At 74.0% G+C, this 14,155-nt stretch carries 10 protein-coding genes and 1 riboswitch; of the genes, 2 read left to right on the forward strand and 8 right to left on the reverse strand.

Going from position 1 to position 14,155, the window contains the following annotated elements; genetic code table 11:
- Window positions 1-24 precede the first annotated feature (24 nt).
- Window positions 25-3,345, reverse strand: coding sequence for a LamG-like jellyroll fold domain-containing protein (locus AC5L3X_RS34035; protein ID WP_494862515.1), 3,321 nt, complete (start codon window positions 3,343-3,345; stop codon window positions 25-27).
- Window positions 3,346-3,720: 375 nt separating this feature from the next.
- Complete coding sequence (locus AC5L3X_RS34040; RefSeq protein ID WP_494862516.1) at window positions 3,721-4,389, reverse strand: CHAP domain-containing protein; 669 nt, start codon at window positions 4,387-4,389, stop codon at window positions 3,721-3,723.
- 11 nt (window positions 4,390-4,400) lie between these two features.
- Window positions 4,401-4,550, reverse strand: a riboswitch (cyclic di-AMP (ydaO/yuaA leader).
- A 323-nt stretch (window positions 4,551-4,873) separates the two neighbouring features.
- Here AC5L3X_RS34040 and AC5L3X_RS34045 point away from each other — a divergent pair.
- Entirely contained in the window at window positions 4,874-6,283 is a 1,410-nt protein-coding gene (locus tag AC5L3X_RS34045) for an amidase (protein ID WP_494862518.1), read from the forward strand.
- Between the two features lie 16 nt (window positions 6,284-6,299).
- Here AC5L3X_RS34045 and AC5L3X_RS34050 read toward each other — a convergent pair whose 3' ends face one another.
- The 3 genes from AC5L3X_RS34050 to AC5L3X_RS34060 are packed head-to-tail and all read right to left on the reverse strand — an operon-like array spanning window position 6,300 to window position 9,282.
- Window positions 6,300-7,025: a response regulator gene (locus AC5L3X_RS34050; RefSeq protein ID WP_494862519.1), complete on the reverse strand. Its 726-nt coding sequence runs from the start codon at window positions 7,023-7,025 to the stop codon at window positions 6,300-6,302.
- On the reverse strand, window positions 6,995-8,113 hold the full coding sequence (locus AC5L3X_RS34055; RefSeq protein ID WP_494862520.1) for a hypothetical protein: 1,119 nt from the start codon (window positions 8,111-8,113) through the stop codon (window positions 6,995-6,997). Before AC5L3X_RS34055 ends, AC5L3X_RS34050 begins: the two co-directional genes overlap by 31 nt.
- Window positions 8,110-9,282 (reverse strand): sensor histidine kinase, encoded by a 1,173-nt coding sequence (locus AC5L3X_RS34060; protein ID WP_494862521.1) that lies wholly within the window; start codon window positions 9,280-9,282, stop codon window positions 8,110-8,112. The genes AC5L3X_RS34055 and AC5L3X_RS34060 overlap by 4 nt, the downstream gene beginning before the upstream one ends.
- A 265-nt stretch (window positions 9,283-9,547) precedes the next feature.
- On the opposite strand from AC5L3X_RS34060, the gene AC5L3X_RS34065 reads away from it, so the two are divergent.
- The gene (locus tag AC5L3X_RS34065) at window positions 9,548-10,273 is read left to right on the forward strand and encodes a SpoIIE family protein phosphatase (protein ID WP_494862523.1); all 726 of its coding nucleotides are present in this window, start codon (window positions 9,548-9,550) and stop codon (window positions 10,271-10,273) included.
- Window positions 10,274-10,349: 76 nt separating this feature from the next.
- On the opposite strand, the gene AC5L3X_RS34070 is transcribed toward AC5L3X_RS34065, so the two are convergent.
- From AC5L3X_RS34070 to AC5L3X_RS34080, 3 genes are all read right to left on the reverse strand, one after another.
- Window positions 10,350-10,859, reverse strand: coding sequence for a hypothetical protein (locus AC5L3X_RS34070; protein ID WP_494862525.1), 510 nt, complete (start codon window positions 10,857-10,859; stop codon window positions 10,350-10,352).
- Between the two features lie 107 nt (window positions 10,860-10,966).
- Window positions 10,967-11,938 (reverse strand): hypothetical protein, encoded by a 972-nt coding sequence (locus AC5L3X_RS34075; protein ID WP_494862526.1) that lies wholly within the window; start codon window positions 11,936-11,938, stop codon window positions 10,967-10,969.
- A gap of 142 nt (window positions 11,939-12,080) precedes the next feature.
- A complete protein-coding gene (locus tag AC5L3X_RS34080; RefSeq protein WP_494862528.1) occupies window positions 12,081-14,114 on the reverse strand; it encodes a M14 family zinc carboxypeptidase in 2,034 nt (677 codons plus the stop codon).
- Window positions 14,115-14,155: the final 41 nt, after the last annotated feature.

The following is a 14,155-nucleotide window of genomic DNA, read 5'->3' on the forward strand; positions in this document are numbered from 1 at the left end:
AGCCGCGGGGAGAGCCGCCGACGGTCATTCGGCGGCGAGGCGGGCGACGTCCAGGTCGCCCAGCGCGCCCTGGTAGGTGCGTACGTCGTCGAGGATGCCCGGCCAGTGACCGGCCATCACCCCGTCGCGCAGCGCCCGGCCGAGCTGGAGCGGCCCAGTGGAGTTCCAGGTGCTGGAGTGGCTCACCTCGGTGGTGGACACCAGGTGCCCGCCGACGTAGATCCGGAGCTTGCGCGCGAGCGCGTCGTAGACGCCCGCGACGTGCGTCCACTCCATCACGTACGGCACGACGTCCGAGCGGGCCCGCACGATCGAGGCCGCGTTCGCGTCGGCGCCGGCCATGCCGAACATCCAGCGCGGTCCGTCGGCGGCGTAGCCGAGGACGAAGCCGCTGGCGCGGGTGCCGCTCTGGGCGACCGCGGCGGCGTCGGCGGCCGGCAGCGTGTCGAGCTGGGCCCAGGCGGTGACGGTGAAGCTCTGGTCGGTGCGGGTGGCGGCGCGGCCGGCCTGGGCGTGACCGCCGGTCCCGTCCAGCGAGAGCGCGCCGTCGAGCCAGCCGCTGGTCCAGGTCGCGGTCCCGCCCAGGGTGAGCGGGCCGGTCCTTGCGGCGGCGTCGGCGGCGGTGAGGCCGGACTCCTCGTCGAGCTTCCAGTGCCCGGTCAGCGTGGCCGCCTGGCTGACCAGCAGCGCCACCTCCTCGCCGAACACCGCCCGGTCGTAGACCCGCACGTCGTCCACGTCACCGGGCCATGGGTCGGTCATGCCGCCCTGGTAGAGGGCCCGCCCGAACTGCAGCGCGGTCGCCGGTCCCGCGCCGCCGTGGTAGGCCACGGGCCCGGCCGCCCGCACACCGTTGACATACAGGAACAGCGCCTTCGCCGCCGAGTCGTAGACGCCGGTCAGGTGGGTCCACTCGCCGGGTCGCGGCACCACCGCGGGGTTCAGCGCCCACACCGACTGGGAGGTGCCGCCGGAGTGGTTCATCATGAACCCCCACGAACTGACGTCGGTCCGGTAACCCAGCCAGAACCCGCTGTGCAGTTGGCCGCTCTGGCTGACCGCGGCGACGTTGCGCGCCGGGAGGGCGGTGCCGGCGAGCCGTACCCAGGCCGAGACGGCGAGGTTGTCCTCGGTCGGCACGATCGGCGCGCCGGTCGCCGCGTACTGCCCGGCACCGGCGAAGCGCAGCGCCTTGCCCGCGCGGCCGTCGACCCAGGCGCCGCCGCCGAGGGTGGCCGGGTGAGCGCCCGCCGAGTCGGCGGCCGCGGTCCCCTGTCCCTCGTCGAGCCGCCAGTGGCCGGCGGGGGCGGTGCCGTCCCTGACGTTGAAGACGTAGCTGCGGATCGGCCCCAGCCCGCCCGCGGCGTTCTTGCCGCGCACCGACAGGACGTTCGGGCCGTCGTCGCTCGGCGTGAGCCGGACCGTCGCCGACCCTCCCGGGGCGTCGGCCGGCACCTCGGTGGACGGGCCGGTGTTGAGCCCGTAGAGGAACGCGGTCACGTCGGCCGCCCCGTTGGCGGCGAAGGTGAAGGTCCCGGCACGGCCGACTCCGTCGCCCCAGCCGTTCTCCGGATACCGCTGAGAGCTCACCGTCGGCTCGCGGCCGGGCTCGCTGGTGTCCAGGTCGAGCTCGCACCACGGGCTCCACCCGCCGGTGGTGATGGCGTCCTCGGCGCGCACCCGCCACCGGATCATCGAGCCGTCGCCGTACGCCCCCGCCGGGACGCTCGCGGTGAACGCGTTGCCGGAGGAGGCCATCGGCGTCAGCCATTCGCCCACCGGGTTTCCGGCGGCGTCCTGCCACTCGAAGCGGCCTCTGACCGAGTCGTCGGCGTCCCGGAGCTTGGCCCAGAGCTTCGGCGTCGCGGTGCCCACGACCGGCCGGGCGGCGCCCGACACGCACGGGCCACCCGGGTCCGTCCAAACGTCGGCCGCCACCGGCGTGGCCGGGACGCTGTTGTACTCGACGACGAGCACGGGATTGTTGCGGAACTTCTTCCACGCGTACGTGTCGGTCTCGCTGGTCGCCCGCAGGCCCAGCGTGATCGTCCCCCAGTTGGCCGCCGCCGCCTTGACCGCCGCCGCCGTCGCGTCGAACTCGACGCCGCCGGCCGGGCACGACGAGCTCCAGCCCTTGGCCACGGTCTCGGTGTCGAGCTTCTGCGACCACGACGGCTGGTTGTTCCAGGTGGTGGACTTGCTGATCGCGCCGGTGAGCCAGAGCTCGACCGCCTTCTTGGTGCAGGACCACGACCAGGTCTCGTACGTGCGCAGCGTGGCCTTGACGATCTGCTTGCCGTGGATGGCGGTGCCGGTGTTCATGGTGAAGAAGGAGCGGTTGGTCTGGCCGGTTTCGTTCTCGTGGCCGACGCGGGCCACGTCGCTGGAGTTGAGGTAGTTGGTCGTCGGGTACTTCTTCCAGACCGACGTCCACGAGCCGCGCGGGGCCGACACCGACGGGTCCAGGTAGACGGGATAGCGGGTGCCGGGCGCGGTCAGCATGGCCCGGTCGGGGGCGAGCGTCAGCGTCTCGCCGGCCAGTTCCAGGCCCATCGCCTCGTGCCGCGAGCCCGGGGCCGGCCCTTCGCCCGGCCGGACGGCGGGGGCGGCGCGGCGGCCGTCGGGAGTGGCGGGCGAGTCCCACATCAGCGGCACCGGGGCGACGAACACCTCCGCGCCGGCCCGGTCGACCGCCTCGACGCCGCCGCCCCGGCTGCGCCGCACGGACAGCCCTTCGGCCCGGAGGGCGAACCGCAGCCGGTCCAGCCGGCCGTTCTGGGCCGCCTGCCGCGTCTTCACCACGAGCACGTGCGAGAAGCCGTCCACGTCGGCCGTGACCTGGAGGTCCACGCCGGGCAGCACCTCGGCGTAGGTGGCGGTGGGGCCGTCGAGGGCAGGCGCGGGCAGGCCGCCCGGCCAGGACACGGCCAGTGACTTGGCCCCTCGCGTGACCGTCGCCATCGGAGCCGCGCCGCCGCCGGAGAACCGTAGTCGGGCCGCCGTCGCGGCCGGGGCCACCGAGCCGTCGGGCAGGCGCCGCAGTGTCGTGTCCACCTCGACCCAGCGGCTGTCCTGGCGCACGCGGATCGGCCGGGCGTGCTGCTCCAGCACGAGGGCGCCACCGGGGGTGGCGTGGACCGTGCGCGTCTCGGTCCGCAGGGAGCCGACCTCGACGCGCTCCCCGGTCAGCCGCGCCGCCGACAGGGCCTCCCGCTCGGTGGCGGCCCCGGCCGCGGGCGGCTCGGCCCGCTCGGCCCGCTCAGCGCCCGAGGTGGCGGAGGTGGCGGAGGTGGCGGTCGCCGGCGGGACGACGGCGGTGCCGGCAACGAAAAAAGCAGCCGCCATGGCGACTGCTGTGACACGTCGGGTGGTGTGACCGGGACCTGATGGGGTGTGCCCTCTCGCCTGCACCGCGATCACCGCTCCGATAACGCGACAGGCGGGTGTCCGCATGAATCCACTCGACTCTCCTCCGGCTGGTACGGGGCGGCCCCGGGATGGTGTCCGACGAGGGAAGGGGCCGTCACGGCCGCCGGCCGATCCGACCGAACTACGATCTTGACCGCACTATACGACGCCATGGTCATCCCGTCACCAGCCCACTTCGGCCGACCCGTCCGCCGTCCTGAAAGAAACGACATCCGCGCCCCGGCGTGCGGGGCGCGGATGTCGTCCGGACGGGGGATCTCCGGCGGAGGGGGTCAGGAGGAGGTCAACCGGTCAGGCCTTGTAGGCGGGGTAGCCGTAGCCCGTGACCTGCGTCTTGGGCCGGACTCGCTCCTCGACCTTGCCGTTGCCGGTGTTGCCCTCGATCGCGGTGATCGTGCCGTCGCCGTTGTCCTTCTTGACCAGGCCGACGTGGTCGATGCCGCTGGTGGACTCGCCGCTGTTCCAGTCGTAGAAGACCACGGCTCCGGGCTTGGCGCCGTCGCCCCAGCGCTTGTTGGCCTTGAACCAGTCGGCGTAGGTGACGGTGTAGGCGTCCCAGCCCATCGTGCTGCGGGCGCCGGCCTGCTCGCCGACCCAGGAGATGAACATGGCGCACCACGGGGCGTTGGCGTACAGCTTCGGGCTGCCGCCGCCGTCACGGGCGAGGGTCTCGGCCGCGCGCGGCGAGGACATGTACCAGCTGTGGTACGGGGTTCCGCCGCCGGACGCGTTCTCCTTGACGCCGATCTGCGATTCGGCGATCTGCAGCACGCTCTGGGTGCTCACCTGGTTGGCGGGGGCCGCGGCGACCTGCTGCTGGGAGGCGTTGGTCTGCGCCGGGTGCTGGGCCGCCATCGCCGGCGCTCCGACGAAGGCCGCACCGGCCGCGATGGTCAGCCCGACTGCGATCCGGGAGGCGTTGGCCTTGATCTGGGCGCGGTTCAGGATGTTCTTGGCCATGCAGAGATTGCTCCTTGCTTCCATTCCGCCTACCGGGTTAGCTGCCGGGTTCGGGCGTGGAAGTGCCCTACGGACCGTCTCTGGAAGAGATCGACCGATTCACCCCAGAAATGAAGTGGGTCCCCGGTTTCGCGATGTCGCGGATTCGGCGGGCCACGTCGCTCTGCGCTGAAGGTTCACGCAGGTCAGGACGTAGTCTCCGGCAATTGAACGGTAACGCGGACGTCTCTCTCAGCCCTGGCGTCTACCGCATATGTCCACCAAGGTATGCGAATCGTATAGAGCACTGCAAGCGCGGTTAGGGTCCCCCTAACGGAATCCCCTATCCCGCAACGGATGTCGGCCCGAACTTTTACCTTTCCACCCTCAAACGGGCCTCTCGGAAAGGCAAAGCGGGGGCGCTCCAGACCACCCCGCGATAGATCGAACCGCGACCGGCATGGTATGGAGACTGTCCACTGTCGTGACACCCGTGAGGACCACCATGCCGATCTCCCTTGGCCCGTTCGCCGGCCGCGGCATCACCGAGCTCGCCCGCGACCTGCGCGCGGGCCGGACCACGTCGGCCGAGTTGACCGAGCTGGCGCTCGACGCCATCGCCCGGCTCGATCCGCCGCTCAACGCGTTCGTGACCGTCGACGCCGACGGGGCCCGGGCGGCGGCGCGGCGGGCGGACGACGAGCTGGCCGAGGGCGCCGATCGAGGCCATCTGCACGGCGTGCCGGTGGGCGTCAAGGATCTGATCATGGTCGCCGGCCTGCCCGTGACCATGGGATCGCGGCACTTCGCCGGCCACGTCGCCGAGACCGACGCGGAGTGCGTGACGCGGCTGCGCCGGGCCGGCGCGGTCATCGTCGGCACGACCACGACCCACGAGTTCGCCTACGGCCCCACGGGCGACCGGTCGGCCACCGGCCCCTCACGCAACCCCCACGATCCGGCCCGCATGTCGGGCGGCTCCAGCGGCGGCAGCGCGGCCGCCGTGGCCGCCGGCCTGGTCCCGCTCGCGCTCGGCACCGACACCGGCGGCTCCGTGCGCATCCCCGCCGCGCTGTGCGGGGTGGCCGGCTTCAAGCCCGCGTACGGCGCCATCCCGGCGGACGGCGTCTTCCCCCTGTCGCGGACTCTCGACCACGTCGGCGTCCTCGCGGGCGACGAGCGGGACTGCCTGCTCGCCTACCGCCACCTGGCCGGGACCGCCCCGGCCGAGGGCGGTCACCCCGAGTCCGGCGCGGATCACGGCACCCCGGCGGGCCCGCCCGACGACGCCGGGGCCGCGCGGGTGGCCTGGCTGGATCCCACCGGTCTGTTCGCCTGCGACGCGCGGGTGGTGAGCGCCGTGCGCGCGGCGGCGGGGCCGCTGGAGGAGGTCCGGCTGCCCGCGGGGATCGCGGGGGAACTACGGGAGACCTACACCGCCGTCCAGAGCGCCGAAACGGCGGCCGTGCACGCGGGCCGCCTGGCCGAGGCGCCCGAGCTGTTCGACCCCGAGGTGCTCGAACGCCTGCGCGTCGCGTTCGAGATGCCCGGCTGGAGATACGTCCGGGCCATGGACGAGCGGTCCCGGCTCGCCGAGATCGTCGGCGCGCTGTTCGACCGGCACGACGTGCTCGCGCTGCCGACCGTGCCGCTGACCGCCCCGCCGCTCGACCGGCGCGAGACCCGGCTCGGCGGCGAGACCGTCGCCGTGCGGGCCGCCCTGCTCGCGCTGACCAGCCCGTGGAACGTGCTCGGCCTGCCCGCGCTGACCGTGCCGGCCGGGACGGTGGACGGCCTGCCGGCCGGGCTGCAGCTGGTCTGCCCTCCCGGCCGGGAGCACCTGCTCTTCGCGGCCGCCGCCCGCCGGCCCGCGCCGCGTCGCGCCGCCGCCCCCGGCCGGGACGTTCAGCCCTGACCCCTGGCGGCCCTGGTCAGCGCGGGCCGCGGACCTCCTCCGACGGGACGGGCTCCGCCCCTGCCCGCGCGGCCAGCGAGGTGTAGACGTTCACCTCGTCGGGACGGATGAGGCCGTCCTGGATGGCGCAGATGAGCAGCTTCTCCTTGGTGGGCGCGGGCCGTCCCGCCGCCGCGTACTTGACCCGGGCCCGGTCGATGTACTGACGAACGGTCCGCTCCTTGATCCCCATCCGGGCCGCCACCGACGCCTTCGACATCGACTGGAACCAGAACAGCAGGGCGGCCCGCTCCTTGTCCGACAGCTGCGGCCGGTGCGGGCTCTCGTCCGTGGCGATCGCCTGCGCCATCGGCGGCGTCACGCTCGGCCGGTCGGCGGCCACCTCCAGGACGGTCTCCAGGCAGGACTCGCGGGTGGCCCGCCCCTTGCCAATGAACGCCGAGGCCCCCGCGTCGAGCACGACGCGCACCGTCTCCGGCTCCTCATGCTCGGAGAAGACGATGACCCGCTGCCCGCTCCCGCACAGCTCGGCGACGCGGTCGATCACCATGGTCCCGTTCAGATGGAGATCGAGCAGCAGCACGTCGGCCGGCACGTCGCGGACGGACTCGATGGTGGGCCCCTGCGCCACCAGCTCCACCGGCCCCGGCGGGGCGAACCACGACCTGACGCCGTCCACCACCACCTGGTGGTCCTCCACCAGGGCGACCGTCACGGGCCCTGCCAGATGCTGTTGATCCATACCTCCCCTTCCTGCCGCTGGTACGTGACGACGACCCCACTGGGCTCACGCACCGAGGTCGCGCTGATGGGCAGGTCGTCGTTGTCGGCCACGACGGCCACGCTCACCATGGTGGACATCGCGGACACCGTGACCCTGGCCCGCGACCGGGCTCCGTCCAGCGCCCGGATCGGCGCCCTGAGCAGGTCCTCCCGCACGCCGTCGGGCAGGTGGGGCAGGTGCTCGCCGAACGGCGGCGCCGTCACCAGGACCCTGCGCCGCTCGGCCGCGTCGATGCGCTCACGCAGCGCCGACACCAGCTCGTCGGGCACGTCCTCCCGCTCGGTGATGAGGCGGCGCAGCCGCATGGCCCCGGCCGTGCAGTCGGCCCGCACCCGGGGATCACCGGGATCGGCGCCGTCGGCGAGCTCCTTGAGCAGTGACTCCGCCGCGTCGCGGATCACCGCGTACCTGTGCAGCCGGTCGGCGTGGATGCGCCGGGCCGACTCCCGCCAGGCGTCGTCGGAGGCGAGCCTGCGGGCCAGCAGCACGGCGTCCTCGGCGCGTTCGCGCAGGGTGTGGCAGCCCGCCAGGTAGCCGAGCTGCAGGGTGACGGCGCCGACCATGACGACCAGGTACTTCGCGATGGAGACGCGGTCGTACGTCCCGGTCACGGCCATGGCCGCCAGCATGATGCCGGCGTTGGCGGCGAGGAACACCATCAGGTCGCGCCGCCGGCGCGGCCGGTTCCACATCAGCAGGACGCCGAGCCAGCCCACCGAGCCCCAGCCCCAGTCGATCGGGCCGAGCAGGTCCTCCGGCCGGCAGGACACGATCACCGCGACGTCCACGGCCAGCACGGCGACGGCGAGCGCGCGCGCCCTGGCCGGCGGGCGGGAGCCGCGCAGCATGGCCAGCGCGGCGACCACCCCGATGGCGGTGTAGACGACCCAGGCCGCGGCCGCCAGGGCGGGCCAGCGGAAGGACTGCCAGCCGGTGACCGTGACCGTGAGGTCGTAGCCCGTGTGCCAGACCGCCGCGATCACCACCGCGCCGATCGCGGTGTAGCGGGAGTAGCGCTGGGCGACCTGCTCGATGTCGTCGGTCATGGCCTCCACCACAGGCTGACGCGGGTGCCGTGGCCGCCGGAGGAGATCTCGGCGCCGCCGTTCGGCAGGGAGCGCATCGTGGCGAGGATCGACCCGCGCACGCCGAACCGGTCGGGCGGCAGCCGGTGCTCGTCGAACCCTCGGCCCTCGTCCGCGACCTCCACGCGGATCTCGCCGTCGCGCCGGCTGGAGACCAGCTCGGCCTCGCCGACGCCGGCGTGCCGGGCGACGTTCGCCAGGGCCTCGGTGACGGCGCGGGCGAAGCTCTCGGCCACGTCCCCGGGCACCGTCCCGGGTGTCAGCCGCCGGTGGACGACCAGGCCCGGCGCCCGTCCGGCCACCTCCTCCAGCAGCGTGTCCAGCGCGATGGGCGCGGCGGCGGCCCGAGGGGTGTCGCGCAGCTTCTCCAGCGCCGCCAGATCGGTCGCCACCTGCTCCCGCAGGGTGGGCGAGGGCTCGTCATAGGTGCCCAGGCCGACCATCGTCAGCGTGTGCAGCGACGTCTCGTGCACGCTGCCGACCTGCCTCAGCTCGTCCTCACGCCGCAGCCGTTCGACCATGAGCGCGATCCCGGCGCGCGCGCTCTCCCTCAGGAAGGCGTCGGCCAGGGCTGCGGAACGGCGCAGCAGCGTCATCAGCACCGCGATCGACACGATCTGGACCAGGTGCACCCCCAGGGTGCCGGTCACGTCCTGGCCCGGGGACGCGAGCCGCACACCGGCCAGGTACGCGCCCGCCACGACCAGCCCGGCGGGAACGGCCGCCCTCGGCCGCCACGAGACCCCGGTGACGACGATGCTCATCGTGGCCAGCCCCGCGACCCAGCTCGCGCCGCCTTCGAGGGCCTCCTCCGCCACGAGATGGCGCTGCGCGAGGCAGAGCGCGACGGTGACGGCCACATCACCGGCCACCAGCCGGCCGGGCAGCGGCCCGCCGCGCCAGGCCAGGCGCAGGAACAGGGCGGTCAACCCGAGGTCGGCCGCGAGCATGGGCACCAGCCACAGGGCGGAGACCGGCGGATCGGCACCGAGCGTCGCGGCGAGGACCGCCACCAGGCCCACCGCGCCCCGCGCGCCCGCGCCGGTGCGCGCGACGGCCTGCTCCAGTTGCCTGGTCGCCGAGTCGTATCTCGTGGAGCCGGGGTGAGCCATGTGCCGTCCGCCCGCCATGAGAGCACAAGACGGACTTCACCCTAACGCACCTGTTAAGGAGGAGAAGGGAGTGCAAGGAGGTTTCTCCGGTCATCGCGGCGGACGAGATGCTGGGTCGCATGGCTGATTCCTCGGTCCGGCTCGGCTGCGGTCTGCACCGCCTTCTCGCACCCTGGCCCTCCGGTCTGCAGGCGGCATGACGGCCGATCGGCCGTCAGTCGCCGCGTCCCGCGCGGGCGTCTACTGAACTGGCATCGCGATGACCTCGTCGCAAGGGGGGCCCATGACCTTCGTCGTGATCACGATCCTGCTCGCCTGCCTGCCCGTGATGGCGGTCAGCGGCCGTCGCGCCGCCTGGCCGCCCGGCCTGCCGGTGCCGCGGCCGCGACTGGTGGCGGCGGGCGGCACGTACGAGGGCTCGCACGGCCACCCCTCCGACGCGTACGTCATCCAGGAACGGCTGATCGCGGTGGCCGACGGCGGGGGCGGCGAGCACGGCCCGGCCGCCGCGGCCCTGGCGCTGAGCGCCGTGGTCGCCGCCGGCCCCGACCGTACGGGCGGACGGGAGGCGGACCTGGAAGACCGCGCCGCGCGCGCCACCGCCACGCGCGCCCCCACCAGGCCCGGCCTGGTCAGCACGCTGGACCTGATCATGCTCGACCCCGGCGAGAACCCGTGCCTGCGCTTCGCCCACGTCGGCAACGGCGCGATCTGGCACGTCGCGAAAGGCGAGACGCCTCAGCCGCTCACCACGTCGCACTCCTTCGACGGCGGCCCGCCGCCGCACGGGATCGCGCCCGAGGTCGGCACCGTGCCGCTGCGTCCGGGCGACCGCGTCGTCATCGTCACGGACGGCGTGATCCAGGCCGTCGGCATCCCGCGCATGGCCGAGCTCTTCACCGACGGCTCCTCCCCCGCCGCCTGCCTCGACCGGCTGTACGACGAGATGGCCGCGGTCGAGCCGAAGGACGACGCCACGGTGGTCATCGCGGAGTTCGTCACGGTCTGAACGGCCGGACCCGGCGATGGGCCACCTCCGGGTGACGCGGCCCACGATGCGGCACCGGCCGCCGGCGGCCTGACGGTCAGTACGGCGGGCGGGCGAGCCGGTCGAGACGCTGGAACAGCCCGTACACGAAGAGGGCGCGGTAGTCCGTGCCCTCGTGGACGAAGTCGACCGCCCAGTGGTGCGGGGCCGCCCCCTCCCGCTGCGACGCCCCTGGGAAACTCGTGCCGACATCGCCGACGACGCACCGCCACGGAACGAGGTCGTCGAAGGCCAGCGCCCGGTCGCCGCCGGGCCGGACGAACCACTGGTTCCACACCCCGCCGCCGGGACCGGACAGCAGCTCGAACTCCAGGCCAGGCCAGGACGGCAGCGCCCAGCGGGCCACCCGGCAGGTCACGCTCCCGATCGGCCTCGTGCCCTCGTAAGCGGGCGGCCCGAGCGCCGTCCGCAGCGCGGCCCGCCCCTTGGGTGTCCGCGCGGACCAGGCCCGCCTCGTCCACTGGGCGTGCGCGGCGCGCACCTCGGCCCGGGACGCGCCCATGTCGCCGAGCGCGTCCTCCACCCGCTCGGCGTTGAGATCACGCATGCGATGCATCAAGGTCAGCTCGAACTGTCGAACCCCGAATCCCATGGCGACCAGCCTGCCAGCCCTCGAGAGTGAGCCGGGGCCCCGTCAGGTCCGGCCGAGCCGGGTCAGCGTCCCGGATCGGGCCCGTCCCGGGGCCCGCGCCGCAGTCTGATGCCGACCACCGCGGTGGTCACCAGGACGACGCCCGCGATGATCAGGATGACCGAGCCGCTGACCGCGCCGCCTGTCCAGTCCCAGACGGCCTCCGGGACGGCCACGGTGAACCCGATCACGCTCGCCACGAGCAGCACCCAGGTCCGTTCCCACCGGTACAGGAGCAGGCAGGCCAGGGAGACCGCGAACGTCAGCCCGTACGCCCACGCGGCTGTGTGCTCCTGGCCGAGCGCCCACTGGCCGCCGAGCAGCGCCATGGCGGCGCCGAGCCCGAGCCCCAGCCGCCGCTGCCTGATCACCCCGGTCAGCACCAGGACGGTCCAGAGCACGCCCGCGCCGATCAGGGACAGGCCGACGGCCAGCGCGGAGTGGGTCAGCTCGCCGGCCAGGGTGCCGGCCGTCAGGACGGCGAAGGCGGCGCAGGCGAGAGCTCCAGGCACGGCGGGAAGCAGGGCGTAGCCAGCCGCGGCCAGCACCAGGCCCGCCGAGGCCGCGATCGTGCCCCCGTCGGCGAGCAGCACGTCGGAGACCAGCACGTCGACCGCCAGCGCGCCCGTGCCGGAGGCCAGGGCCAGCGACACCGCGGCCGAGCGGGCCTGCGCCGGCCCGACCCGCGCGGGCGGGCGCCAGGGCAGCCGCACACCGCCCAGCGCCACCCCGGCGGCGAGCAGGCCGCCCGTCGCGGCCAGCAGGATGACGATCCGGGCGGTGCGGCTCAGCTCCGCCCAGGACAGGCCGACCAGCGAGAGGGCGCCCATGAGCACCAGGCCGCCCCCGACGTATCCGGCCACCTCCACCCACCGCACCCGCGCGCGGGGCGGCTCCGCCTGGTCGAGCGCCTGGCTGACGGCCGCCGCCTGCTGTGCGGTCAGCACGCTCTCGCGCACCAGACGCCGCAGGACGTCGTCCCGGCTCTCCGCCACCGCGCGCTCCTTCCGTGCCCACCTGGCCGCGACGGCCCTTGCCTCCATCCTCCCGCCTCCGGGACGAGGGCGCCCGGCCGGGGATCGACCGGGCCCGCGCGGGCGGCGGCGGTCCTGGCCGCCGCCGCGGCCGGTGGCGCCGTCAGCGCCGGTAGTCGGCGGCGATCCCGATCAGCGCGATGAGGCCCGAGGCGAACTCCATCGCCTCCTCGTGCCCCTCGCTGAACGGCGGCTGGAAGCCCACACCCTCCCATTGGCCGGTCGCGGGGTTCCACAGGTCGCTGCCGACCTCGAAGTCCCAGCCGAAGACGCCGTAGTCGTACCAGAGCTCGTCGGCGGAGTTGCCGGCCGCCGAGTAGAGCACGTCGGTCACCGGCCCGGTCTGCTGCGGCCAGGTGACGGTACCGCGTTCGGCGGCGATGGCCTCCTCGATCGTGCGGGCCGAACGCAGGAAGTACGCCTCCTGCTCGGCCGTGGGCCGGGGCAGGGTGACGCGGCCGTCGAGCTTGTAGGCGCCGGGCGGCCACATGAAATAACCGCCGTAGCTGTGCACGTTCAGCGCGAACTTGATGTTGCGGTACTTCTGCGCCAGCCAGATGACGTTGCGGCTCTCGGGCTCGGAGTGCTCGGCGGGCCCGGCGAACGTGCCGCTCTGGCAGTTGGCCGAGGCGCCGAAGTAGCCGTCGGACAGCGAGCCCACGGCGTAGTTGCGGTTGACGTCCACGCCCCACGTGTTGCGCAGCGCCGGGTCGGACTGCTGCGGCGGGCAGTGGTTGGTCATGTTCTTACGCTGGGAGTTGAAGTCGTAGAAGCTGTAGTTGGCGCCGTCGGGGTTGACCGTCGGCACGATGAACACGTCGGTGTTCCTCAGCAGCCTGCGCGTCGCCGCGTCGCGCGCGTGGTTGCGCAGCAGCCGCTCGGCCGCCTCGATGGTGACCAGCGGCGTCACCCATTCCCTGGCATGCTCCTGCGCGTAGGCAAGCACGCCGGGGCGCGAGCCGTCGCGGTGCGCGCCGATGCGCAGGGCCAGCACCCGCATGGGCTGCCGGGAGACGTCGGCCGGGGCCTGGAGGAAGTCGCTGAGCTGGGTGAGCGGCGCGGGAGCCATGACGCCGGCGCCCGGGTCGGTGCGGTAGGTCGAGGCCTTGACGGGGCTGCCCGGCGTGCCGCTGATGGCCGCCGCGACCTGGGCGGCGGTGCTGGTGACCGCGCCGGAGCCGTCGGTGGCCAGGGTGACGGTGATCTGCTTGCCGTTCACCGTCACCTGGAGCGGACGGTCGGGCGCGCCCGGGGTGACGAGCTCGACCGCCAGGTCGTTGCCGCCCTCGGAGCCGTAGGCGCCCGAGGTGACCACGACCGCGGCGCCGGGCGGGGCGCCGATCAGCGCCTGGGCGTGCCGCCGGTAGCCGTTGGTCGGGTTGGGCAGCGTGATGATGTCGGTGAGCTGCGGGAAGCGCCGGTGCAGCGCCTTGATCCGCTCGTTGAGCTGCGCGGGCGGCATGTACTGGCTGACGAAGTCCTTCTGGTAGCCGGGGCCCGTGCGATCGGGCCGCTCGCCGTCGGGCCACTCCCTGACGCGCGCCTCCGCGCTGCCGCCGCCCGCCGAGGTGACGGTGACCCACTGCGGCTGGTCGGTGGCGGGCACGGGGGTGCTGAGCTGATGGCCCAGGTACGCCCCCGCGTCGACGTACGGCACCATGGGCGCCTGCCCGGTGGAGCCGCGCCTGCCCTTCCAGGTCACGCTGAGCGTGGCCGCCGCCCCGGCGCCGCTGGACGCCTCGACCGACAGGAAGTAGCCGTCGCGGGACCTGAACCAGACGGCGCGCTCGACCACGATCTGGTCCTCGGCCGCGGTGCGCTCCTGCGCGGGGCGGGACGCGGAGGGCGAGCCGGGCGCGAGGGTCGCGCCGAGCGAGCGGAGCCCGGCCAGCTGGCTCGCCGTGACGACCGCGTCGACCTGGATGCCGCCGCCGGGCTGCGGGCGTACCCGCTCGGTCAGGTCGGCGCCCGAGGCGACCAGGCGCTCCATCGCGGCCCGGTCCGGCACGGAGAGCGTGACCAGGGAGGCCGGCTCCGGGTCGGCCGGGCCGGCGACCGCCGGCGTGGACGGCCCTGCGGACAGGGCCGTCGCGAGAACGATCGTCAGTAGTGCCGCGGATGCCCGTAAGCCACGCATCGGCTCCTCCAGATCACCGGTATGGGGATCATTGAAGGCCG

It is taken from the genome of Nonomuraea sp. CX421, from assembly GCF_059358955.1.

Coding starts and splice junctions, on each gene's coding strand:
- AC5L3X_RS34035 (WP_494862515.1), bottom strand. CDS start 3,345: ATGGCGGCTGCTTTTTTCGTTGCCGGCACCGCCGTCGTCCCGCCGGCG.
- AC5L3X_RS34040 (WP_494862516.1), bottom strand. CDS start 4,389: ATGGCCAAGAACATCCTGAACCGCGCCCAGATCAAGGCCAACGCCTCC.
- AC5L3X_RS34045 (WP_494862518.1), top strand. CDS start 4,874: ATGCCGATCTCCCTTGGCCCGTTCGCCGGCCGCGGCATCACCGAGCTC.
- AC5L3X_RS34050 (WP_494862519.1), bottom strand. CDS start 7,025: ATGGATCAACAGCATCTGGCAGGGCCCGTGACGGTCGCCCTGGTGGAG.
- AC5L3X_RS34055 (WP_494862520.1), bottom strand. CDS start 8,113: ATGACCGACGACATCGAGCAGGTCGCCCAGCGCTACTCCCGCTACACC.
- AC5L3X_RS34060 (WP_494862521.1), bottom strand. CDS start 9,282: ATGGCGGGCGGACGGCACATGGCTCACCCCGGCTCCACGAGATACGAC.
- AC5L3X_RS34065 (WP_494862523.1), top strand. CDS start 9,548: ATGACCTTCGTCGTGATCACGATCCTGCTCGCCTGCCTGCCCGTGATG.
- AC5L3X_RS34070 (WP_494862525.1), bottom strand. CDS start 10,859: ATGCGTGATCTCAACGCCGAGCGGGTGGAGGACGCGCTCGGCGACATG.
- AC5L3X_RS34080 (WP_494862528.1), bottom strand. CDS start 14,114: ATGCGTGGCTTACGGGCATCCGCGGCACTACTGACGATCGTTCTCGCG.